The 22,141-nt window shown below is 70.8% G+C and carries 17 protein-coding genes; all 17 read right to left on the reverse strand.

What is annotated here, in order from left to right; all coding sequences use genetic code 11:
• Positions 1 to 89: 89 nt before the first annotated feature.
• Positions 90 to 761, reverse strand: a complete 672-nt coding sequence (rpe, locus tag NS283_RS12930) for a ribulose-phosphate 3-epimerase (RefSeq protein WP_058597278.1) — start codon at positions 759 to 761, stop codon at positions 90 to 92.
• 36 nt (positions 762 to 797) lie between these two features.
• A complete protein-coding gene (locus NS283_RS12935; protein WP_058597279.1) occupies positions 798 to 2,171 on the reverse strand; it encodes an RsmB/NOP family class I SAM-dependent RNA methyltransferase in 1,374 nt (457 codons plus the stop codon).
• Positions 2,168 to 3,085, reverse strand: coding sequence for a methionyl-tRNA formyltransferase (fmt, locus tag NS283_RS12940; protein ID WP_058597280.1), 918 nt, complete (start codon positions 3,083 to 3,085; stop codon positions 2,168 to 2,170). Before fmt ends, NS283_RS12935 begins: the two co-directional genes overlap by 4 nt.
• A 47-nt stretch (positions 3,086 to 3,132) precedes the next feature.
• Positions 3,133 to 5,115 (reverse strand): hypothetical protein, encoded by a 1,983-nt coding sequence (locus NS283_RS12945; protein WP_058597281.1) that lies wholly within the window; start codon positions 5,113 to 5,115, stop codon positions 3,133 to 3,135.
• A 67-nt stretch (positions 5,116 to 5,182) separates the two neighbouring features.
• Positions 5,183 to 6,376, reverse strand: coding sequence for a methionine adenosyltransferase (gene metK / locus NS283_RS12950; RefSeq protein ID WP_058597282.1), 1,194 nt, complete (start codon positions 6,374 to 6,376; stop codon positions 5,183 to 5,185).
• A 154-nt stretch (positions 6,377 to 6,530) separates the two neighbouring features.
• Entirely contained in the window at positions 6,531 to 6,785 is a 255-nt protein-coding gene (rpoZ, locus tag NS283_RS12955) for a DNA-directed RNA polymerase subunit omega (protein WP_013586629.1), read from the reverse strand.
• 210 nt (positions 6,786 to 6,995) lie between these two features.
• Entirely contained in the window at positions 6,996 to 7,898 is a 903-nt protein-coding gene (gene gmk / locus NS283_RS12960; protein WP_058597283.1) for a guanylate kinase, read from the reverse strand.
• Complete coding sequence (pyrF, locus tag NS283_RS12965; protein ID WP_058597284.1) at positions 7,891 to 8,751, reverse strand: orotidine-5'-phosphate decarboxylase; 861 nt, start codon at positions 8,749 to 8,751, stop codon at positions 7,891 to 7,893. Before pyrF ends, gmk begins: the two co-directional genes overlap by 8 nt.
• Positions 8,748 to 12,035 carry a carbamoyl-phosphate synthase large subunit gene (carB, locus tag NS283_RS12970; RefSeq protein WP_058597285.1) on the reverse strand — a complete coding sequence of 1,096 codons (3,288 nt, stop codon included), beginning with the start codon at positions 12,033 to 12,035 and terminating at the stop codon, positions 8,748 to 8,750. Before carB ends, pyrF begins: the two co-directional genes overlap by 4 nt.
• On the reverse strand, positions 12,028 to 13,197 hold the full coding sequence (gene carA / locus NS283_RS12975) for a glutamine-hydrolyzing carbamoyl-phosphate synthase small subunit (RefSeq protein ID WP_058597286.1): 1,170 nt from the start codon (positions 13,195 to 13,197) through the stop codon (positions 12,028 to 12,030). The genes carB and carA overlap by 8 nt, the downstream gene beginning before the upstream one ends.
• Entirely contained in the window at positions 13,194 to 13,697 is a 504-nt protein-coding gene (locus NS283_RS12980; RefSeq protein ID WP_058597287.1) for a PH-like domain-containing protein, read from the reverse strand. Before NS283_RS12980 ends, carA begins: the two co-directional genes overlap by 4 nt.
• Positions 13,694 to 15,016, reverse strand: a complete 1,323-nt coding sequence (locus NS283_RS12985; protein ID WP_058597288.1) for a dihydroorotase — start codon at positions 15,014 to 15,016, stop codon at positions 13,694 to 13,696. Before NS283_RS12985 ends, NS283_RS12980 begins: the two co-directional genes overlap by 4 nt.
• Positions 15,013 to 15,981, reverse strand: a complete 969-nt coding sequence (locus NS283_RS12990) for an aspartate carbamoyltransferase catalytic subunit (RefSeq protein ID WP_058597289.1) — start codon at positions 15,979 to 15,981, stop codon at positions 15,013 to 15,015. The genes NS283_RS12985 and NS283_RS12990 overlap by 4 nt, the downstream gene beginning before the upstream one ends.
• On the reverse strand, positions 15,978 to 16,508 hold the full coding sequence (pyrR, locus tag NS283_RS12995) for a bifunctional pyr operon transcriptional regulator/uracil phosphoribosyltransferase PyrR (protein WP_058597290.1): 531 nt from the start codon (positions 16,506 to 16,508) through the stop codon (positions 15,978 to 15,980). The genes NS283_RS12990 and pyrR overlap by 4 nt, the downstream gene beginning before the upstream one ends.
• A 270-nt stretch (positions 16,509 to 16,778) precedes the next feature.
• Positions 16,779 to 18,347: an MBL fold metallo-hydrolase gene (locus tag NS283_RS13000; RefSeq protein ID WP_058597291.1), complete on the reverse strand. Its 1,569-nt coding sequence runs from the start codon at positions 18,345 to 18,347 to the stop codon at positions 16,779 to 16,781.
• 126 nt (positions 18,348 to 18,473) lie between these two features.
• The gene (locus tag NS283_RS13005) at positions 18,474 to 19,004 is read right to left on the reverse strand and encodes a putative immunity protein (RefSeq protein ID WP_058597292.1); all 531 of its coding nucleotides are present in this window, start codon (positions 19,002 to 19,004) and stop codon (positions 18,474 to 18,476) included.
• 74 nt (positions 19,005 to 19,078) lie between these two features.
• Positions 19,079 to 22,030 (reverse strand): DEAD/DEAH box helicase, encoded by a 2,952-nt coding sequence (locus NS283_RS13010; protein ID WP_058597293.1) that lies wholly within the window; start codon positions 22,028 to 22,030, stop codon positions 19,079 to 19,081.
• Positions 22,031 to 22,141 lie beyond the last annotated feature (111 nt).

The following is a 22,141-nucleotide window of genomic DNA, read 5'->3' on the forward strand; positions in this document are numbered from 1 at the left end:
CCCCACCTGGTTGTAACCTGCCCTCTGTGTCGGCAGCGTCAATTGTGTATAAGAGACAGGACCCGCACCGGCGGAACGAGCGGCGCGAGTCAGTGGCGATGGCGCGCCGCAGCGGCGCGGAGCGACTGGATCGCCCGGTCGGGATCGTCGGCGCCGAAGACGGCGGATCCCGCGACGAACGTGTCGGCGCCCGCCTCGGCGGCCTGGGCGATCGTCGACTCGCCGATGCCGCCGTCGACCTGGAGCCACACGTTCGATCCGCGGCGCTTCGCCTCGTCGGCGAGGGCACGCAGCTTCGGCATGGTCTCGGGCATGAACGACTGGCCACCGAACCCGGGCTCGACGGTCATGACGAGGATCTGATCGAACTCGTTCAGCGAGTCGAACAGGTTCTCGACGGGTGTGCCGGGCTTCACGCCGACACCGGCTCGCGCGCCGATCGACCGCAGCTGCCGGGCGAGGGTGATCGGGGATGCCGCTGCCTCGAGGTGGAACGTCACCGAGGCCGCCCCCAGCTCGGCGTAGGCGGGTGCCCACCGATCGGGGTCGTCGATCATGAGGTGCACGTCGAGCGGGACCGGGCTCGTCTCCTGGATGCGCCCCACCATCTGCGGCCCGAACGTGAGGTTCGGCACGAAGTGGTTGTCCATCACGTCGACGTGCACGAAGTCGGCGCCCGCGATGCGCGCGAGCTCGGCCTCCATGTTCACGAAGTCGGCGGCCAGGATGCTCGGATTGATGCGCGGGGCGTCGGTAGGCACCCGACCATTATGTGTGCGCGCCGCCCGGAGAGGACGTCAACGCTTGCGAAGGAGCGCGATCGACATCGCGTCCGTTCCGTGCCGGTGGGGCCACAGCTGCGCGCGGAGCGAGCCGTCCGCCTGGTCGGGCAGGTCGATCTCGCGCAGCGCCACCGAACGCACGACGGCCCGGGCATCGAGTTCTTCGGCCGCGTCTCCGAGGGTGCGCTTGACCTCGGCGAGAACCCCGGAGGTTTCGGCGAGATGGGGCGAACACGTCACGTACGCCACGACACCGCCGGGTTTGAGCGCCTCGAACGCGGCCAGGACGAGTTCCTGCTGCAGCGCGGTCAGGTCGGGGACGTCGGATGGGACCTTGCGCCACCGCGCCTCCGGCCGACGTCGGAGCGCACCGATGCCCGTGCACGGCGCGTCGACGAGGATGCGGTCGTACTGCTCGGGACTTCGCGCGGCGCGCTCCCGTCCGTCTTCTTCGCTGACCGTCACGTCGAGAGGGACGGATGCCACGGCCTGCCGGACCAATCCGGCCCGCGCGGGCGCGATCTCGTTCGCATCGAGCTGCGCCCCGTGCGCGAGCGCTTCCGCCGCGAGCAGGGCGGTCTTCCCACCGGGGCCGGCGCAGAGGTCGAGCCAGCGCTCACCTTCGCGCACCGGCATCGCTCTGCTCAGCGCGAGCGCCGCAAGCTGGGAGCCCTCGTCCTGCACCCGGATCCGTCCCTCGCTCGCGCGGATGAGACCCTCGGGGTCTCCCCCGCCGTGCGTCGTAAACGCGGTCGGGGCGAAACGCGCGGCCGTGGCGTCGTCGGGGGCCTCGGCGAGACCGGGGAGCGCGACCATCGCCACCCGCGGAGCGACGTTGTCGGCATCGAGCAGCTCGGCGAGCTCGTCGGCGCGGCCCTCGGCCGTGAGCGCGCGACGCAGGGCCCGGACGATCCAGACCGGGTGCGAGGTGGTGACACCGATGCGCTCGTCGTCGCTGCGCGCAGCCGCGGCGATGCGGTCCATCCACTCGCCCGGGGTATCGCGCGAGACGCGCCGCAGCACGGCATTGGCGAATCCTGCGGCGCCCTTTCCTCCCCCGTGGCGACGCGCCAGCTCCACCGACTCGTTCACGGCGGCGTGCGAGGCGACGCGCGTCGACAGCAGCTGGTGCACGCCGAGTCGCAGGGCGTCGAGCACGGCGGGATCGATGCGTTCGACGCTGCGGTCGGCGGCGAGGGCGATGATCGCGTCGTAGGTCCCCCGCCGCCGGAGGGTGCCGTAGGTCAGTTCGGTCGCGAGGCCCGCGTCTTTGGCATCCAGGTTCGCCCGCACAATGGCGTGCGGCAGCAACAGGTTCGCGTACGCCTCGTCCCCCGAGACCGCTCGGAGAACCTCGTACGCGACGGCGCGCGCTCCCTGCACGCTCATGCGCCCAGCACCGGCTCGCTCGTGCGCAGACCGCGGAACCAGTCGCCCGCCGCCATCGCCCCTTTACCCGCCGGCTGGACGGTGACGAGGCGGAGCGGGCGGGATCCGGTTCCGACGATCACGTCCTTGCCGGATGCCGTGACCCGGCCGGGCGGAAGGGGCGGGTCATCGGTGCTCACGGCGCGCAGCACTTTGAAACGCGCGCCGTCGAGGGTGGTGTGCGCGCCCGGCTCAGGCGTGACCCCGGCGATCCGATGCAGGAGGACATCGGCATCCTGTGTGAAATCGAGCGCACCGTCGTCGAGCGTGAGCTTGGGGGCGAGGGTCGGCTCGCCCTGTTGCGGGGTGCTGACGGCCGTGCCGTCGGCGATGGCGCCGACCACGCGGGCGAGCAGCGGAGCGCCGATTCCGGCCAGGTCGTCGAGCACCTCGGCCGCCGTCGCGTCGACGGGGATCTCGTAGCGCTCCTCGGCGAAGACGTCGCCGGCGTCGAGAGCGGCGACGAGCTGGAACACGCTGGCTCCGGTCACCGTGTCGCCCGCGATGAGCGCGCGCTGCACCGGCGCGGCTCCTCGCCACCGCGGCAGGAGCGAGAAGTGCAGGTTGATCCACCCGCGCGCCGGGGTCGACAGCAGCGGCTCGCACACGAGCCCGCCGTACGCGACGATCACACCCAGCTCCGGCTCGAGCGCGGCGATGCGCTCGGTCGCCTCGGCGTCGAGGCGGTCGGCCTTGATGACGGGGAGGCCGAGGTCGACGGCCGCCTGTGCGACGGGCGACGGTGTCAACACGCGCTTGCGTCCGAGGGGAGCGTCGCCGCGGGTGACGACGGCCGCGATCTCGTGCGGGCCGGATGCCAGGGCTCGCAGTGAGGGAACGGCGACGGCGGGGGTGCCGGCGAAGACGAGGCGCATGGGTCTCCTCAGACTCTCGGGAGCGGACGGACGGGGTGGCACGCCGCTCAGAGGTCGGGCTCGGGGATGTCGAGGCGAACTCTGAGCGTACTGCGCTGTTTCGGTCCGCGATCTTTGCGCGAGCTGCGAGCGCGGAGGGCATCGGCGATGACGCCGGCGCGTAACGCCTCGGCCACGGCCTTGCCGTGCGCGTAGTCGAAGCGCACCAGCGCGCGAGAGGTCGACACGTCGGGCGATTCCGATGTGTCCACCGGACCCAGGATCGCGAGCGGGTCGAGATCGGGCACCGTTTCGCGCAGCGACGACAAGAGAGTGTCGACGTTCCGGGCGTGTCCGTCGACGCTCGCGACACGGACGGCGGGAGGCATCCTGAGCGGTACCCGGTCCGCAAGCTCGGCACGGGCGTAAGCGGGCTGCGTCCACGTCGCCAACGCGCGGGCGACCGGGCCGGCCACTCCGACCAGGTGCACCGGTGCTCCCGGTGCGGCCAGGGCTGCGGCGTTCGACCACCAGCGGAGGCAGCTCTCGCCGATGCGGAGGGCTTCGTTCTGGAGCATGCGGTCGCCGTCGAGCAGGATGACGGCGCGATAGCCTCCGCGAGCGATCGGCTCGGCTCCGCGGGTGGCGATGACCAGGGCGGGATGGCCGTCGACCTCGGCGACCGGGTGGGCGCCGTCGGCGATGATCACGCGGGTGTTCGGGAACGCGCGCCCCAGTTCGTCGGCGGTGCGCTCGCTGCCCGACGACGCCATGCGGAGCTTCGTCGAGTGGCAATGTCCGCACGTCCAGGCGTGCGCGCTGCGGCCACACCACGCGCACACGGGGACGGCACCGGGCCGAGCGGCTCGCAAGGGTCCCGCACAGTGCTGACAGCGGGCGGGACGACGGCAGTCCGCGCACACCAGGGACGGAGCGTACCCGGGCCGTGCGACCTGCACGAGCACCGGACCGCTCTGCAACGCCTCGCGCGCGGCCGCGAACGCCGACGACGGCACGCGCGCCTGACGCTGCTCTCCTTCGCGCGTGGCGCTCAGCACGACGCGAGGGCTCGCACGCCGAGAGGGGGCGATCTCGCGCACGTACCCGACGTCGACGAGACGTTGGACGTCGGTCGTGCGCGTGTGCCCGGCGAAGACGAGGGCCGACCCCTCGAGCTCTTGGCGCACGAGAGCGGCGTCGCGGGCATGGACGCCGGGGGCGAGCGGCTCCGACAGGAGCGAGTCGCCGTCGTCCCAGATGGCCACGAGGCCGGTGTCGTGCGCGGGAGCGTAGACGCCGGAACGACGGCCCACCACGATGCACGGCACGGGTGCCAGGGTGCGCAGATACTGCGCGTAGCGGGCGGGGCCGGACTGATCCGCGTCGTCTCGGACGATGGCATCCGGAGTCACCAGCTCGCTCAGCGCCGCGAGCAGCTGCGCCTGGTCGCGGTAGTCGGGCACGACGAGGACGGCGCTCCTGCCCCGCGCGAGAGTGTGGACCGCCGCGGCGGCGAGGAGGTCTGCCCAAACGCCCCGCGGCAGCTCGGGGTGCGGGTACGGCGGCGCGTCGAGCGCGAGGCGCTCGCCGCTGTCGAGAGCGTCGGCGAGCCCCGGGTAGGGCCGCAGCAGGACGGCCGACCGCTCCCGTGCGGCCGGGACGACGTCGGGAGTCTCGGGGGGTGGAGAGGCGGCCCAGGCCTTCTCGGCACGGACCATCCGTTTGGGGACGGCGAGTCGCAGCACATCGCTCACCGACCCGGCGGCGCGGTCGGCCACGCGCCGGGCGAGCGTGTAGAGGCGCTCCGGGAGCACGGGCATCGGCGAGACGACGGCCTCGACGGAAGACAGCGGCCGCTCGGTGCCGTCGTCGGCCACGACGTCGACGACGAATGCGTCCATCATCCGTCCGGCCGAGCGCAACGGCACTTTCACCCGCACGCCCGGGGCGATATCCGCCACGAGCGGGTGGGGCACCGCGTAGTCGAACAGGCGGTCGAGCTGCGGCACGGGAGACTCGAGCTGCACGCGTGCGACGCGACGCTCGCTCACGAGTGCACCCGCCGGGTACAGTCGACGCCGCTCCCCCGTGGCGCGTTCGTGACGCCCGCCGGCACGGTCAGAGCCCGGCGGCGGCGCGCAGCTCGTCGACGCGGTCGGTGCGCTCCCAGGTGAAGTCGGGCAGCTCGCGGCCGAAGTGGCCGTACGTCGCCGTCTGCGCGTAGATCGGTCGCAGCAGGTCGAGCTGCTCGACGATGGCCTTCGGACGCAGGTCGAACACGTCGCGGATCGCGCGGACGATCACCTCATCGGCCACGTGAGCGGTGCCGAACGACTCCACATACAGACCCACGGGGTTCGCCTTGCCGATCGCGTAGGCGATCTGCACCTCGAGGCGGTCGGCGAGACCTGCCGCGACGGCGTTCTTCGCGACCCACCGCATGGCGTAGGCGGCCGAACGGTCGACCTTGGACGGGTCTTTGCCGCTGAACGCGCCGCCACCGTGACGCGAGGCTCCGCCGTAGGTGTCGATGATGATCTTGCGGCCGGTGAGCCCGGCATCGCCCTTGGGTCCGCCGATCACGAAGGGACCCGCCGGGTTGATGTAGTACTTCACGTCGGGCAGCTCGAGCCCCGTCTCGGCGAGCACCGGGTCGATGACCTCGGCCTGGACCTGCGCCCGCAGGTCTTCCTGCGAGATGTCGGGGTGATGCTGGGTCGACAGCACGACGGAGTCGACGGTGCGCGGGGTGTGGCCGTCGTATCCCAGCGTCACCTGCGTCTTGCCGTCGGGGCGCAGGAAGGGCAGCGTTCCGTTCTTGCGGACGGATGCCAGGCGCTCGGCGATGCGGTGTGCGGTCCACGCCGCCATCGGCATGAGCTGCGGTGTCTCGTTGGTCGCGAAGCCGAACATGATGCCCTGGTCGCCCGCCCCCTGGAGATCGCGAGGGTCGACGGAACCGCGCTCGCGCTGCTCGAAGGCCTTGTTGACGCCGGCGGCGATGTCGGAGGACTGCGCCCCGATCGAGATGGACACGCCGCACGAATCGCCGTCGAACCCGGTCTCGCTGGAGGTGTACCCGATGCGGTTGACCACGTCGCGCACGATCGCCGGGATCTCGACGTAGGCGCTGGTCGACACCTCGCCGGCGACGTGGACGAGCCCCGTCGTGACGAGGGTCTCTACCGCGACGCGGCCGGTCGGGTCGTCGGTGAGGATCGCATCGAGGATGCTGTCCGAGATCTGGTCGCAGATCTTGTCGGGGTGTCCTTCGGTGACGGACTCGGACGTGAACAGGCGCAGGTCGGTCAAGACGACTCCGTGGGGTGAGCGAGCGGGGTGAGCGAGCGGGGTGAGCGAGTGGGGCGAGCGAGGGGAACGGGCACAAGTATGCCCCGGGCGGCGGTGAGCCGCCCGGGGCATCGTCACATCTGTGAACAGATCACGTGTGAGCTGTGACTATGGATTACTCCGCCGCGCGCAGGCGCAGCTTGTCTTCGTGGATCTCGTGCAGCGCGATCGTGAGTGGCTTGTCTTCGACCGTGGAGTCGACGAGCGGGCCGACGTTGTCGAAGAGGTTTCCCTCGTGCAGGTCGGAGTAGTAGTCGTTGATCTGGCGCGCTCGCTTGGACGCGTAGATCACGAGCTGGTACTTCGAGTCGACCTTGTCGAGCAGCGCGTCGATGGGCGGGTCGATGATGCCCTGGTTACGTCCGGCCATGGGGAACCTCCTGGTTCGGCGGGATGGGTGGATGCGGCGCGCGACGCGCCGAAGCATCCTGTCATTCTATCCGACGCCCGCGCAGACCGCGCGAAGGCGTCGCGTTGGCGGCGTTTGGGGCGGGATTCTCGGTTCGGGGCGCAGAATTCCGCGCCCCAAACGAGAAAACGCGCCCCAAACCGCGGAGCACGCCGCACGCCGCCGGCCGCGTCAGCGCCGCGCGGCGAGAGCCACGACCTCGGCGGCCGCGCGGGCGACGTCGTCGTTCACGACGCGGTAGTCGAACTCGTTCTGCGCCGCCAGCTCGACGCGCGCCGTGCGCAGTCGCCGCGCTCGCTCTTCGGCATCCTCGGTCCCTCGTCCGACGAGGCGCTGGACGAGTTCGTCCCAGCTCGGCGGGAGCAGGAAGACGAGCGTCGCCGACGGTTCGGCGGCGCGCACCTGACGCGCGCCCTGCAGATCGATCTCGAGCAGGGCCGTTCCGCCCGCGGCCAGCACACGCTCGATGGGCTCACGCGGCGTGCCGTAACGGTGGCGGTTGTGGACGGTTGCCCACTCGAGCAGCGCGTCTTCGTCGACCAGACGGTCGAACTCGGCGTCGTCGACGAAGTAGTAGTGCTCGCCCTCGACCTCTCCGGGACGGGGAGCCCGGGTGGTGGCCGACACGGACAGGTGGATCTCGGGGTGGTGGTCCTTGATGTACGCCGCGACGGTTCCTTTGCCCACGGCCGTGGGACCGGCCAGCACGATCAACCGACTCCGGCCGGCGCGAGGGCCAGGTTCGGGCCACCGGCTGTCGAGGTAGTCGCGGAGCGCATCACGCTGGCGCGACCCCAGCCCGCCGAGGCGCTTGACCGGTGAGATGCCGAGCGAGTCGAGGATGCGGTCGCGCTTGTTCTCGCCGATCGCGGGGATCGCGGTCAGGAACTCGGTCACGCGCATCGCGCCCGCAGCCGACGACGGGTCTTCGAGACCGCGCCGAAGCAGCTCCTGCGGGCTGATGACGCGCGTCGACACGTCGCGCTTGAGTGCTGCCCGCTCGCGACGGGCGGCGACCGCGCGGCGAGAGGCCGCGGCGCGATCCACCTCGGGCGGTCGACGGGACTCAGCCACGGGACACCCCCTGATACAGCGCGGCGCGCTCCTCGATGCGGGCGGCGAGTCGATCCGGTCCCACCGCGAGGACGCTGCGGCTCTCATTCGCGACGACCGCCGACGCGACGTACCCGAACAGCCGGCCGAGGTCGGCCGGTTGAGCGCCCTGTGCGCCGAAGCCGGGGGCCAGGATCGGCATCCCCGCCAGTGCCACGTCGCCCAGACCGAAGGCGATCCGGTCGACCGTCGCTCCGACCACGACGCCGATCGAACCGAGGGCACCGGGTGCGCCGATGTTCGCTTCGTTCACGTCATGCGCGACGCGCGCGGCGACGTGTTCGTGGTCGCCCACGGCGAGGGCGTCGTCGACGATCGCGCTCTGAAGGGCGCGCGCCTCGGGATTGCTGGTCGCGGTCAGGACGAAGGCGCCCTTGCCGTGACGGATCGCCAGCGACAGCGTGTCGCGCAGCGAGTCGGCGCCCATGTAGGGCGACAGGGTCACGGCATCCGCTTCGAGGGGCGAACCGGGCTCGAGCCACGCGTGGGCGTAGCCCTCCATGGTCGTGCCGATGTCGCCGCGCTTCGCGTCGGCGATGACCAGCAGACCCGCGTCACGGGCGGCGGCCATCACGTCTTCGAGCGCGGCGAAACCGCGCGAGCCGTAGCGCTCGTAGAACGCCACCTGCGGCTTCACGACCCCGACCCGGCCGCGGGCGGCCTCGACCACCCGCAGGCCGAAGTCGCGGGCACCGGATGCCGTGGCATCCAGCCCCCACGCCGACAGGAGCGCGGCGTGCGGGTCGATGCCGACGCACAGGGCGCCGTGGGTCGACAGAGCGGCGCTGAGCCGCTGACCGAACGACTCGCTCACAGGCGACCCGCGCGGTCGGTCGCGTACTCCTGGAGGCTGCGCACCCCGAAGCCGTCCTTCATCGCACCGAGAGCGCTCACCGCGGCGCCGAGCACCGCCATCGTGGTGAACAGCGCCTTGTCGGCGGCGACGGCGGCGGCGCGGATCTCGTATCCGTCGGCGCGGGCCGTGCCACCGCTGGGGGTGTTGACGATCATGTCGATCTCCCCCGCGTTGATGAGGTCGACGACGTTCTGCTGGTCCGACCCCTGCGTCTCGGAGTACTTCTCGACGACCTGCACACGGATGCCGTTGCGGGCGAGGATCTCGGCCGTGCCCTCGGTCGCGAGCAGCGAGAAGCCGAGCTCCTGCAGCCGGTGGGCGGGCAGGATCACGGCGCGCTTGTCGGCGTCGGCGACCGAGATGAACACGGTCCCCGAGGTCGGCATGCCGCCGTACGCGGCCTCCTGCGACTTCGCGAAGGCGGTCGGGAAGTCGCGGTCGATGCCCATGACCTCGCCGGTGGAGCGCATCTCGGGTCCGAGCACGCTGTCGACGGTGTGCCCGTCGGCGGTGCGGAACCGCTTGAACGGCAGCACGGCCTCCTTGACGGCGACGGGGGCGTCGAGCGGCACGCGCGAGCCGTCCTGCTCGGGCAGGAGACCCTCGGCGATGAGTTCCGCGATGGTGCTGCCGGCCATGATGCGGCTGGCGGCCTTGGCGAGCGGGATGCCGAGCGCCTTGGAGACGAACGGCACCGTGCGGCTCGCGCGGGGGTTCGCCTCGATGACGTAGAGCACGCCGGCCGAGATCGCGAACTGCACGTTCAGCAGGCCCCGGACGCCGACGCCCTTCGCGATCGCGAGGGTCGCCTCGCGGACGCGGTCGACCTCGGTGCGACCGAGCGACACCGGCGGGAGGGTGCAGGACGAGTCGCCGGAGTGGATGCCGGCCTCCTCGAGGTGCTCCATGACACCGCCGATGTAGAGGTCGGTGCCGTCGTACAGCGCGTCGACGTCGAGCTCGATCGCATCGTCGAGGAAGCGGTCCACGAGCAGCGGCAGGCCGGGGCCGATGATCGCCTGGTCGGCGACGCGCACGAAGTAGTCGCGCAGCGCCTCGGTCGAGTAGACGATCTCCATGCCGCGGCCGCCGAGCACGAAGCTCGGGCGCACGAGCACCGGGTAGCCGATCTCCTCGGCCACGGTGACCGCACCCTCGACGTCGATCGCGGTGCCGTTGCGGGGCGCGACGAGGCCGGCGTCGTCGAGCAGGCGCGAGAACAGCTCGCGCTCCTCGGCCAGGTCGATCGCCTCGGGGCTCGTGCCGAGGATCGTGTACCCGGCGGCCTCGATGCCCTTCGCCAGGCCCAGCGGCGTCTGACCGCCGAGCTGGCAGACGACGCCGAGGATCGTGCCGGACTGCGACTCGGCGTGGAGCACCTCGAGCACGTCCTCGAGCGTCAGCGGCTCGAAGTACAGGCGGTCGGAGGTGTCGTAGTCGGTCGACACGGTCTCGGGGTTGCAGTTGACCATGACGGTCTCGTACCCGGCGTCCGACAGCGCGAACGACGCGTGCACGCACGAGTAGTCGAACTCGACGCCCTGGCCGATGCGGTTCGGGCCCGAGCCGATGATGACGACCTTGGTGCGGTCGGAGAGGGTGACCTCGGTCTCGGCGTCGTACGAGGAGTAGTGGTACGGCGTGAGGGCCGGGAACTCCCCCGCGCACGTGTCGACCGTCTTGTACACCGGGCGCACGTCGAGCGCGTACCGCGCCTCGCGCACGGCGGACTCGTCGAGACCGCGGATCTCGGCGATCTGGGCGTCGCTGAAGCCGTGCTCCTTCGCGACGCGCAGGGTGTCGGCATCCAGCTCGTCGGCTGCGCCGATGAACTCCGCGACCTCGTTGATCAGCACCATCTGGTCGATGAACCACGGGTCGATGGCCGTCGCGTCGAACGCCTGCTCGGGCGTCGCGCCCTTGCGCAGCGCCTGCTGCAGCACGACGATGCGCCCGTCGGTCGGGGTCTTCGCGATCTCGAGCAGCTCGGAGGCCGTCCGCGACTCCTCGCCCCAGTGGAAGCTCGAGCCGCGCTTCTCGAGCGAGCGCAGTGCCTTCTGCAGGGCCGTGGTGTAGTTGCGGCCGATCGCCATGGCCTCGCCGACCGACTTCATGGTCGTGGTGAGGGTGGTGTCGGCGGCGGGGAACTTCTCGAAGTTGAACCGCGGCACCTTGACCACGACGTAGTCGAGCGTGGGCTCGAAGCTCGCCGGGGTGACCTTGGTGATGTCGTTCGGGATCTCGTCGAGGCGGTAGCCGATCGCGAGCTTCGCGGCGATCTTCGCGATCGGGAAGCCCGTGGCCTTCGACGCGAGCGCCGAGGACCGCGACACGCGGGGGTTCATCTCGATGACGATGATGCGGCCCGTCTTCGGGTCGACGGCGAACTGGATGTTGCAGCCGCCGGTGTCGACGCCGACGGCGCGGATGATGTCGATGCCGATGTCGCGCAGGCGCTGGTACTCGCGGTCGGTCAGCGTCAGCGCGGGAGCCACGGTGATCGAGTCGCCCGTGTGCACGCCGACGGGGTCGACGTTTTCGATCGAGCAGACGACGACCGTGTTGTCGGCGGTGTCGCGCATGAGCTCGAGCTCGTACTCCTTCCACCCGAGGATCGACTCCTCGAGCAGCACCTCGTTGGTGGGCGAGTCGTGCAGGCCCGCGCCGCCGATGCGGCGGAGGTCGGCCTCGTCGTACGCGAAGCCCGAGCCGAGCCCACCCATCGTGAAGGAGGGACGGACGACCAGCGGATAGCCGAGCTTCTCGGCGCCGGCGAGCAGTTCGTCCATGGAGTGGCAGATGACGGATGCCGCGACGTCGGCGCCCGCCTCGATGACGAGCTCCTTGAAGATCTGGCGGTCCTCACCGCGGTTGATCGCGTCGAAGTCGGCGCCGATGAGCTCGACGTCGTACTTCTCGAGGATGCCGCGCTTGTGCAGCTGAATGGCCGCGTTGAGCGCCGTCTGTCCGCCGAGCGTCGGAAGCACGGCATCCGGCTTCTCCTTGGCGATGATCGACTCGATGACCTCGGGGGTGATCGGTTCGATGTAGGTCGCGTCGGCGAAGTCGGGGTCGGTCATGATCGTCGCCGGGTTGGAGTTGACGAGGATGACGCGCACCCCCTCTTCGCGGAGCACGCGGCAGGCCTGGGTGCCGGAGTAGTCGAACTCGCAGGCCTGACCGATGACGATCGGGCCGGAGCCGATGACGAGGACGGAGGTGATGTCGTCGCGCTTAGGCATTGTTCTTCTCCTGGGTGGCGAGAACCATCTCGCGGAAGCGGTCGAACAGGTAGTTGGCGTCGTGCGGACCCGAGGCTGCCTCGGGGTGGTACTGCACGCTGAACGCGGGGATGTCGAGGGCGCGCAGTCCCTCGACGACGTTGTCGTTGAGGCCGATGTGGCTCACCTCGACGCGGCCGAAGCCGTGGGGGCTGTCGACGACCTGGTCGAGGGGCGCGTCGACCGCGAAGCCGTGGTTCTGCGAAGTGATCTCGACGCGGCCGGTGGTCTTGTCGAGCACGGGCTGGTTGATGCCGCGGTGGCCGAACGGCAGCTTGTACGTGCCGAAGCCGAGGGCACGGCCCAGCAGCTGGTTGCCGAAGCAGATGCCGAAGAACGGCAGTCCGTCGCTCAGCACCTCGCGCAGCAGTTCGACGTGCTGATCGGATGCCGCGGGGTCGCCGGGTCCGTTCGAGTAGAAAGCCGCGACCGGTTCGATCGCGCGGATCTCGTCGATCGTCGCCGACTGCGGGAAGACGTGCACGTCGAAGCCACGGGCGGCGAGGTTGTCGATCGTGGACTTCTTCACACCCAGGTCGAGGACGGCGAGGTTGCCGATGCGCTCGGCCGTGGCCGGGGTCACCTCGACCTCGGACACCGAGACCTCGGCGGACAGGTTGCGGCCGGCCATCCCGGGTGCCTCGCGGACGCGACGCAGCTGCTCCTCGGCATCCAGGTTCGCCGCCTCCCCCGAGAAGACGCCGCCGCGCATGCTGCCCGAGGAGCGGATGCGGCGGGTGACGGCGCGGGTGTCGATGCCGGAGATGCCGACGATGCCGTCCTCGACGAGCGCCTCGTCGAGGGAACGGTTCGCGCGCCAGTTCGACACCATGCGCGAGGGGTCGCGCACGACGTAGCCGGCGACCCAGATGCGCCGCGACTCGGGATCTTCGTCGTTGACGCCGGTGTTGCCGATGTGGGGGGCGGTCTGCAGGACGATCTGACCCGCGTACGAGGGGTCGGTGATCGTCTCCTGGTACCCGGTCATGCCGGTGGCGAAGACGACCTCGCCGAGGGTCTCGCCGCGCGCACCGTAGGCGCGGCCGGTGTAGCGGGTGCCGTCTTCGAGGACCAGGACGGCGGGGTCGCGCGTCAGGCGCGCGGAAGGGATCAGGGCGGTCATGCGTCGCTTCCTGTTGTGGTGATCAGCGGACGGATGGCGTCGGCGAGGGCTTTCGCCGAGGCATCCTGAGGTCGGAGGTAGGTGTCGACGACGGTGTCGTCGTCGATGCGCCAGGCGACGCGGGTCAGGCCGTTGCGCTCGACCACGCGGTCGATCGCGACGGTGGCCTGGGCGGCATCCACGAGGCGGTCGCGGGTGAGCGCGATGCGAGGCTGGCCCGGGAGGTCGAGGGCGACGCCGGCCGTCGTGACGGTGACGTCGACGCGGGAGCGGAAGCCGAGACCCTTGACCGCGAGACGCTCGAGCGGCTCGTCGTGACGGGTCGTGGCGACGTAGAGCCCCGGGAACACCGCCGTCTCGACGGCGTCCGCGGGCAGCTCCCCCACCGGGGCGGAGTAGCGCGCATCGCGCCGCGTTCGTCGCCACCACGCCCACGCGAGGACACCGAGCGCGACCACGGCCACGCCTGCCATCACGAGGAGGGCGCCCTCGCGGGTCACGCGAGGACCCCGGGCGTCTCGAGCAGCGCACCGTCGGCGACGGTCGGGATGCCGGAACGCACGGTCCAGCGCACCTCTCCCGGCAGTTCCCGGCCGAGGTACGGCGAGTTCTTGCTGCGACCGCGCAGGTCGGTCACCGAGAACGCGCGTGAGGGGCGCGGGTCGTACAGGGTGAACGAGGCCGGCTGTCCGGCGGCGAGGGGTGTGCCGTGTCCGTCCAGACGGCCGATCCGCGCCGGGGCCTTCGACATCACGCGGGCGACGTCGTCCCAGCCGAGCAGGCCCGTGTCGACCATCGCCTGCTGCACGACCCGGAGAGCGCTCTCGAGGCCCACCATGCCGTTCGCCGCAGCCGACCACTCGCACGCCTTCGCCTCGGCGGGGTGCGGGGCGTGATCGGTGGCGACGATGTCGATCGTGCCGTCGGCGAGACCCTCGCGCACGGCCATCACGTCTTCTTCGCGGCGCAGCGGCGGGTTGACCTTGTAGCGCGCGTCGTAGTCGCGCACGAGTTCGTCGGTCAGCAGCAGGTGATGCGGGGTCACCTCGGCGGTGACGTTCACGCCGCGCTTCTTGGCCCAGCGGATGATGTCGACCGACCCGGCGGTGCTCAGGTGGCACACGTGCAGGCGAGAGCCCACGTGCTCGGCCAGCAGAACGTCGCGCGCGATGATCGACTCCTCGGCGACGGCCGGCCAGCCGGTGAGGCCCAGCTCCGCCGAGACGGCGCCCTCGTTCATCTGCGCGCCCTCGGTGAGGCGCGGGTCCTGCGCGTGCTGGGCGATGACGCCGTCGAACGCCTTCACGTACTCGAGCGCTCGCCGCATGATGAGCGGGTCGAACACGCAGAAGCCGTCGTCGCTGAACACGCGCACCCGGGCGCGCGAGTCGGCCATCGCGCCGAGCTCGGCGAGACGCTCGCCCTTCTGTCCGACGGTGACGGCGCCGATCGGCTGCACGTGGACGTACCCCGCGGCCTCGCCGAGGGCGAACTCCTGCTCGACCACACCGGCGGTGTCGGCGGTCGGCGAGGTGTTGGGCATCGCGAAGACGGTGGTGAAACCGCCGGCCGCCGCGGCGCGGGATCCGGTGAGGACGGTCTCGGATGCCTCGAACCCGGGCTCGCGCAGGTGCACGTGCAGGTCGACCAGGCCGGGCAGGGCGATGAGCCCGTCGGCGTCGACGACCGTGGCGCCCGCGTGCGACAGGCCGGTGCCCGTCTCGGCGATGACCCCGTCGTGGACGAGGAGGTCGGTGGCATCCTGACCCTCGACGCGAGCGCCGCGGACCAGAAGGGTCTGGGGGGTGGCGTGGCTCATCGAAGGTCCTCTTTCTCGGTGTGGGGCCGTTCGCCCGCGAGCAGCAGGTACAGCACGGCCATCCGCACGGAGACGCCGTTCGTGACCTGCTCGAGCACCGTCGAGCGAGGCGAATCGGCGGCTTCGGCGGAGATCTCCAGACCCCGGTTCATCGGACCGGGATGCATGACAATGCTATCGGGCGGCAGCGCTGCCAGGCGTCGCGCATCGAGGCCGTAGCGGCGCGAATACTCCCGTTCAGTGGGGAAATACGCGGCCGACATGCGCTCGAGCTGGATGCGGAGCATCATGAGCGCGTCGGGACCCGCGGCGATCGCGTGATCGAGGTCGTAGTCGACCTCGATGGGCCAGCCGCTGACGTCCTGCGGCACGAGGGTCGGCGGGGCGACCAGTGTCACGTGCGCACCGAGCGTGTGCAGCAGCCACACATTCGACCGCGCGACGCGCGAGTGCAGCACGTCGCCGACGATCGTGACCCGGATGCCGTCGAGCCCGCGGCCGCGGCTGTCGTCGCCGAACAGGCGCTTGCGGATCGTGAAGGCGTCGAGCAGCGCCTGCGTCGGATGCTCGTGCGTGCCGTCTCCCGCGTTGACGACGCCCGCGGTGATCCAGCCGCTGGTGGCGAGGGTGCGCGGGGCGCCGGAGGCTCCGTGGCGGATGACGACGGCATCCGCCCCCATCGCCTGAAGGGTCTGCGCGGTGTCCTGCAGCGACTCGCCCTTGCTGACGCTCGAGCCCTTCGCCGAGAAGTTGATGACGTCGGCGGAGAGGCGCTTGGCGGCGGCCTCGAACGAGATGCGCGTGCGGGTGGAGTCCTCGAAGAAGAGGTTGACCACCGTCTTGCCGCGCAGCGTCGGGAGCTTCTTGACCTCACGGCGCTGGGTGTCGGCCATGTCCTCTGCGACGTCGAGAATCTCGATGGCCTCGGCTCGCGAGAGGTGCTGGGTGTCGAGGAGGTGCCTCATGATTCGATCGTCACCTCTTCGACGCCGTCCGTCTCGGCGAGGCGGACGTTCACGCGCTCGTCGCGGGAACTGGGGAGGTTCTTGCCCACGAAGTCGGGGCGGATCGGCAGCTCGCGGTGGCCGCGGTCGATGAGGGTCGCGAGGCGCACGGCGGCGGGGCGCCCGATGTCCTGCAGGGCGTCGAGGGCGGCGCGGATGCTGCGACCCGAGAACAGCACGTCGTCGACCAGCACGACGGTCTTGCCGTCGATGCCGCCCGCGGGGATCTCGGTCTTGCGCGGTGCCCGCGTGGGGTTGCGGTGCAGATCGTCGCGGTACATCGTCACGTCGAGCGAGCCGACCGGAACGGGCGCTCCCCCGAATTCACTGACCAGCGGGCCGATCCGGTTCGCGAGCGTGACGCCGCGGGTCGGGATGCCGAGGAGGACGAGTCCTTCCGGTCCCTTGTTGGACTCCAGGATCTCGTGCGAGATGCGCGTCAAAGCGCGGGCGATGTCGGCATCGTGCATGACGGTGCGCGTATTCATCCGCTGCTCCCTTCTCCGCCTCACGGGACGGGGTTAAAGGTTGCTGTGGTTCGTCGTCCAGCTTAGCGGGTGGGTGCCCGGGCGTTGCATGGATCCGGTGTGTGGCGGGTGCTCGGTTCGGCATCCGGATGCCACGCATAAACGCTGTTCGCGACCATAAACGCCGTGTGCACGTGTTTCTGCGCGCGGAGAGCGTTTATGCGTCGCCGGACCCACGGGGGCGTCGCTCGATCGACGAAGTGCGACGAGCGGGGTCCGGATGCCGGGAACTCAGCCCGCGGCGACCTCCGCGGCGCGGCGCTCGCCACTCGGCGTCGAACGGATCGGGTGCCCGGTGGTCGTCAGGCACCGGCCCGTCGCGAGGTCCCACTTCCAGTCGTGCAGCGAGCACGTCAGCACGCCGTCCTCGATCTTGCCGGTCTTGGTGAGGTCGGCGCGCAGGTGCGGGCACCGGCGCTGGACGGTCCAGCCGTCGATCTCGGCATCCTCGGTCTGGTCGCTCTGCTCGGCGTACCAGTTCTCGACGTACTCGATGCGGTCGCGCGAGAGGCACTTGAGGAACGTCGTGAGGAACTCGTTGAACTTGCCCGATCGGCCCACCTCGAACTGCATCGACAGGAAGATCGAGTTCGACCAGTCGATCTCGTGATCGCGGATGTTCGTCGACACGAGGTCGGCGGGGATCGTGTACCAGTAGATGCACTCCTCCCCCGCGTACTCGCGCAGCTTCGCCTTCGGGAAGTCCACGACCATGTCGAGCTCGCCGATGCGGAAGCGCACCATCCCGCCCACGCCGTTGCGGATCGTCCGGGCGCGACGCAGCAGCGGCTCCCACCACTCCTTCAGGGCCGCGAGCATCTCGGCTGGCGGGATGATCTCGGCACGGGATGCCTCTTCCGCCTGGATCTCGGCCTGACGGCTGTCGCGCTGCTCGGCGAGGTAGTTCCACTTGTCACCGAACACGCGCTCGATCTCGGCATCCGTGTACAGGGTCTGCGTCACGGTCACGTCGGAGCCCTGCACCTCGACCTCGGTGCCTGGGAGGAACAGGTAGCCCTTCTGGCCGGGGCGCTGCTCCTTCATGTGCGCGAGGAACTCGCGCTGATCGGTGAAGATCGAGTCGTTCTCGAGGCCCGTGCCGTTGTAGCGGAACAGCTCCTCGCGCAGGAACATCGGCGGACCGGCCATGGGGAAGACGTGCTCGGCATCCACCTTCTCGATGTAGTACATCGCGCGCTTGTTCTGCGCATCGCGCTTGAGCTGCGCGAAGTTCTGCTTGGCGTCCTGCGGCAGGTCGTAGACCATGGGCCACCAGATCGCGCCCGAGACCTGGGTGAAGTACGCGTCGGGCTTGCCGAAGTCGAACAACTTCTCCAGATCCAGAGGGTGCGAGTCGTTCTGGTTGAGGATGGAGGCCGTGCCGTCGTCGAGCGAGAGCGACGAGTCGCCGATGGGGCCGTCGGAGGGAGCGCGCAGCGGCGTCACCATGAGCTTCAGGTCACCGAACTGCAGGGGAACGCCCGCCTCGGTGCGCACGAGGTTCGTGTAGCCGAGGGCGATGAGATCCTGCTCGAGGTCGTCGGTCGGGTACTCGGGGAGGAGCACCTTGACGTCCTTCGGCACGTAGCGCTCGAGCATCGCCGGGTCGAAGTGGTCGCGGTGGCGGTGCGAGATGTAGAGGAAGTCCGCCTTGCCGAACCGCTCCCAGTCGAGCGCGCGGTTGTCGGGGAACGGGAACCACGAGCCGAAGAAGCTCGGACCGATGACGGGGTCGCAGAGGATGCTGCCGCCCGCCGTCTCGATGAACATTCCCGCGTGGCCGAGGCCGGTGATTCTCATGTCGCTCCTGTGTCGTGGACGGAACCTGACGAGTCTACGCGGGGCCGGCTGGAAGGCCGTGGGGAGTCGCGGCGGTTCGAGCGACCAATGGATGCCGCGGACTCGCCGCCGCGGATCGATCGCCGGTCAGCGGCGCGCGAGCGCCGCCTGCAGGAAGCGGATGTTCTCCCCTAGGACCCCTGACGCGAGAAGCCCGGTTCCCAGGGGGCCGGAAGAGTCCTTTCCGAGCAGCGGAAGCAGCGACAGCGCCTCTGCCGTCGCGGTGTCCAGGTGGGCGACCTGCCAGGCGAGTTCGGCAGCCCCACCGCGGCGGGGGTCGGCGAGTTCGGCGGCCTTCGCCGCGAATGCCGCGGCGCCGAGGGCGTGAGCGCCCATGTGCGCGACGCCCGCCGCTTGCCCGGCCGCCCACGCGGCGGCCTTGCCCGCCGGGGTCGTCGCGGACTGGGATGCGCGTCCGGCCACGAAACGTCGGCGGATCTCCCCCGCCGCGTCGAGCTCGCCCTGCGAGAAGGCGCGCGCTCGCCGGATACCGTCACGAGCGCGGTCGTCGAGCGGAGCTTCCGCTTCGAACAGGGGCAGCACACGCTCCGCGCAGTCGGCCGCCCAGGCCGCCACGAGTCGGCGATCGTTCTCGCTGAGCGATTGAGGGGAGAGCACGCGAGAACCCTCTCACACCGTGGATCGGTGTCGCGCGGTGGTTCCCGCGCCCGACTCGTAAGAACGTTTCAGGGTCATGGCCCCAGCAGCCCTCGGATGTCGGCCGCGTCCAGGGAAGCGGCGAACGCCTCGCCCTCGTCGATGACCGTGTCGAACAGTGCGGCCTTGCGGCGCTGGAGGGCGAGCACCTTCTCTTCGATCGTGCCGGCCGCGATCAGCCGATAGACGAACACGCTCTTGTCCTGGCCGATGCGGTGCGCGCGGTCGATCGCCTGCGCCTCGGCCGCGGGGTTCCACCACGGGTCGAGCACGAAGACGTACTCGGCCTCGGTCAGGGTCAGCCCGAAACCGCCGGCCTTGAGGCTGATCAGGAACACCGGCGCCTCCCCCGTGCGGAAGCCCGCCACCACGTCACCGCGCCGGGCGGTGCTGCCGTCGAGGTGGGCGTAGGCGAGGCCGGCGGCATCCAATCTCTCGGCCGCCATGTCGAGGAACGACGTGAACTGGCTGAAGACGAGGGCGCGGTGTCCCTCCGCGGCGACCTCGACGAGACGCTCGAGCAGCACGTCGAGCTTCGCCGACCCCAGGTGCGCGTCACGTTCGTCGACGAGACCGGGGGCTAGCGCGAGCATGCGCAGCAGGGTCAGTGAACGGAACACGATGAAGCGCTGGCGGTCGAGGTCGTCGAGCAGCCCGAGTACTTTCTGACGCTCGCGCTGCAGCACCCGGTCGTACACCGCGCGGTGCGCCGGGCCGAGGGGTACGGCGATCTCCTGCTCCTGCTTCGGCGGGAGATCGGATGCCACCACGTCCTTCGTGCGCCGGAGGAGGAACGGCCGCACCCGGCGCCGGAGACGCTCGAGGGTCTTCTCGCGGTGCTCCCCCGCGGCCGCGGCAGACAGGGCGGTGGGCGCATCCGACGGTAGCTGCTCGATCGCGCGCGTGTAATCCTCGCGGAACTGACGGATCGAGGGGAACAGCCCCGGAGCCGTCAGCGCGAGGAGGGCCCACAGATCATCGAGCCCGTTCTCGATCGGGGTGCCGGTGGCCGCGAACACCGCGTCGGAGCGCAGGGCGGCGATCGCGCGATGGATACGCGTCGCCGGGTTCTTCACGAACTGCGCCTCGTCGAGCACCACCCCCGACCAGTGCGGTGCGGCGAACTCGTCGGCATCCGTCCGCACGACGCCGTAGGACGCGACGACGAGGTCGACGTCGCCCGCGATCTCGGCGATGGACCTCTCGCGGCGCACCGCGGTCGCTTCGACGACCGCGACCCGCAGGCCCGGGGCGAAACGTGCGGCCTCGTCGCGCCAGGTCGGCAGCACCGACGTCGGCGCGACGACGAGCCACGGTCGAGCGTCGCCGAGGGTGCGGCTGTGGGCGATGACCGCGAGCAGCTGCAGCGTCTTTCCGAGGCCCATGTCGTCGGCCAGGATGCCGCCGAGCCGGTGGGCGTGCAGGAGCGCGAGCCACGACAGCCCCTCGCGCTGGTACGGGCGCAACTCCGCTCGGAAGCCGGGCGGCGTGGACACTCGCGGCACGTCGGCGATGTCGCGGAGCGCTCGTGCCAGCTGCCGCCACTCGACCGCCGCCTCGGACTGGTCGGCGAGGTCTTCGAACTCGGCCCACAGGGCGAGGTGCGTGCGGGGCAGGCGCGGTCCGGTCTCCCACTCGTCGAGCGCCGCGGCCTCCTCGAGCAGCTCGCGAAGCCTCTGCAGAGCCGGGTGCGCGAGCGAGAACCAGGCGCCGTCCGACAGCTTGATCCGCGTGCGACCCCGCGACAGGGCGCTGAAGAGCACGCCGAAGGGGATGAGACGGCCGTCGATCGTCACGACGATGCCGAGGTCGAGCCAGTCGCGGTCGAGAGACTCCACCGCGGTGATCCGCAGGGACGGATCCCCCCGCAGCTCACGGAAGGTCGGCTGCGTGCCCCGAGTGCGCACGCGCACCTCGTCGAGCACGTCAAGAGCGGGCAGCACGCGGGACCCGAAGACCGCGGCGTCCGCGTCGCGCAGGAGAGCCTTCGGCATCAGGGGCAGGTCGGATGCCGCGATCCACGCCGTCTCGAACCGCTCGCCGATCTGCGCCTCGGCGCGCGCATCGCGCTCGACGTGGTCGCTCTGGTCGTCGTACACGGTTCGGAAGCCGCCCGGATACACCCAGTCGAGCCGGTACTGCACGGCGTCGTCGTCGAGGTACGAGACCTCCACGGTCAGCGTCGGACGCGCCGGCGGCGGGGGCGGCACTCCGGCGCCGACCGAGAGCGGAGCGCGGAGGGCGAGGCGCGGATACATCTCGGCCACGAACTCCGTCGCTTCGGCGGCGACGACATCGACGACCCTGCCGCCGATCAGCGCGGGGAGCGGCGACGGAAGGTCGACGGCCGCCAGGACGATCGGCACAGGGTCGCGGTCGACCTCGAACGCGAAGATCCCCGTCGTGCCCACGGCGCGGGCGTGCGCGGCATCCACGGGACACCCGTCGATCTCGAGATCGGCCGAGACGCGCAGCGCTCCCCCGCCGACCGCGTCGAGCGCCACCCGCGCCGTCGCCGTGCGCGCGAGGCGCACCGTCTGCTGCGCGTGCATCGGGACGATCCGGATGCCGAGCCCCTCGGCCGCGGCCAGGTGCGGCCACAGCAGAGGCGAGTCGACGGCGTCGAGGGCGATCGTGTCGCCGGAGGGAGCGAACGGTCCGGCGGTCCGGAGAGCCTGGGCGAGGGCGTGGAGCTCGGCGAACCACCGCACCTGCGCGGGGTCGAAGCGGGCGGTGGATCGACGGACGGCGTCCCACGTGGCATCCGCTCGGATCCACGCCTCACGCGCGCCTCGCACGAGGGGACGCGCGACGAGCTGCAGGTCGTCTTGGCGGCGCGCGAGCATGCGCGGGGTCACCGGCACGACTGCCCGCGCCTCCCACCGAGCGGGGTCGTAGGCCTCGCGCTGGCGCAGCTCGACGCCGAGGGCGAGCGGCTCATAGGCGGCCGGCTCGCCCCCGGGGAGGAGGTCGCGCCAGGAGGTCACGGGAGCATCCTGCCGGAGGCCTCCGACATCGCCGGTCGGGTGAGCGGGCTCGCGTCGCGGTTCGCGGGGGTCCCGGACCACGCATAAACGCGATTCGCGCACAGAAACACG

Origin of the sequence: Microbacterium testaceum (genome assembly GCF_001476285.1) — a bacterium.
GTDB lineage: Bacteria > Actinomycetota > Actinomycetes > Actinomycetales > Microbacteriaceae > Microbacterium > Microbacterium testaceum_B.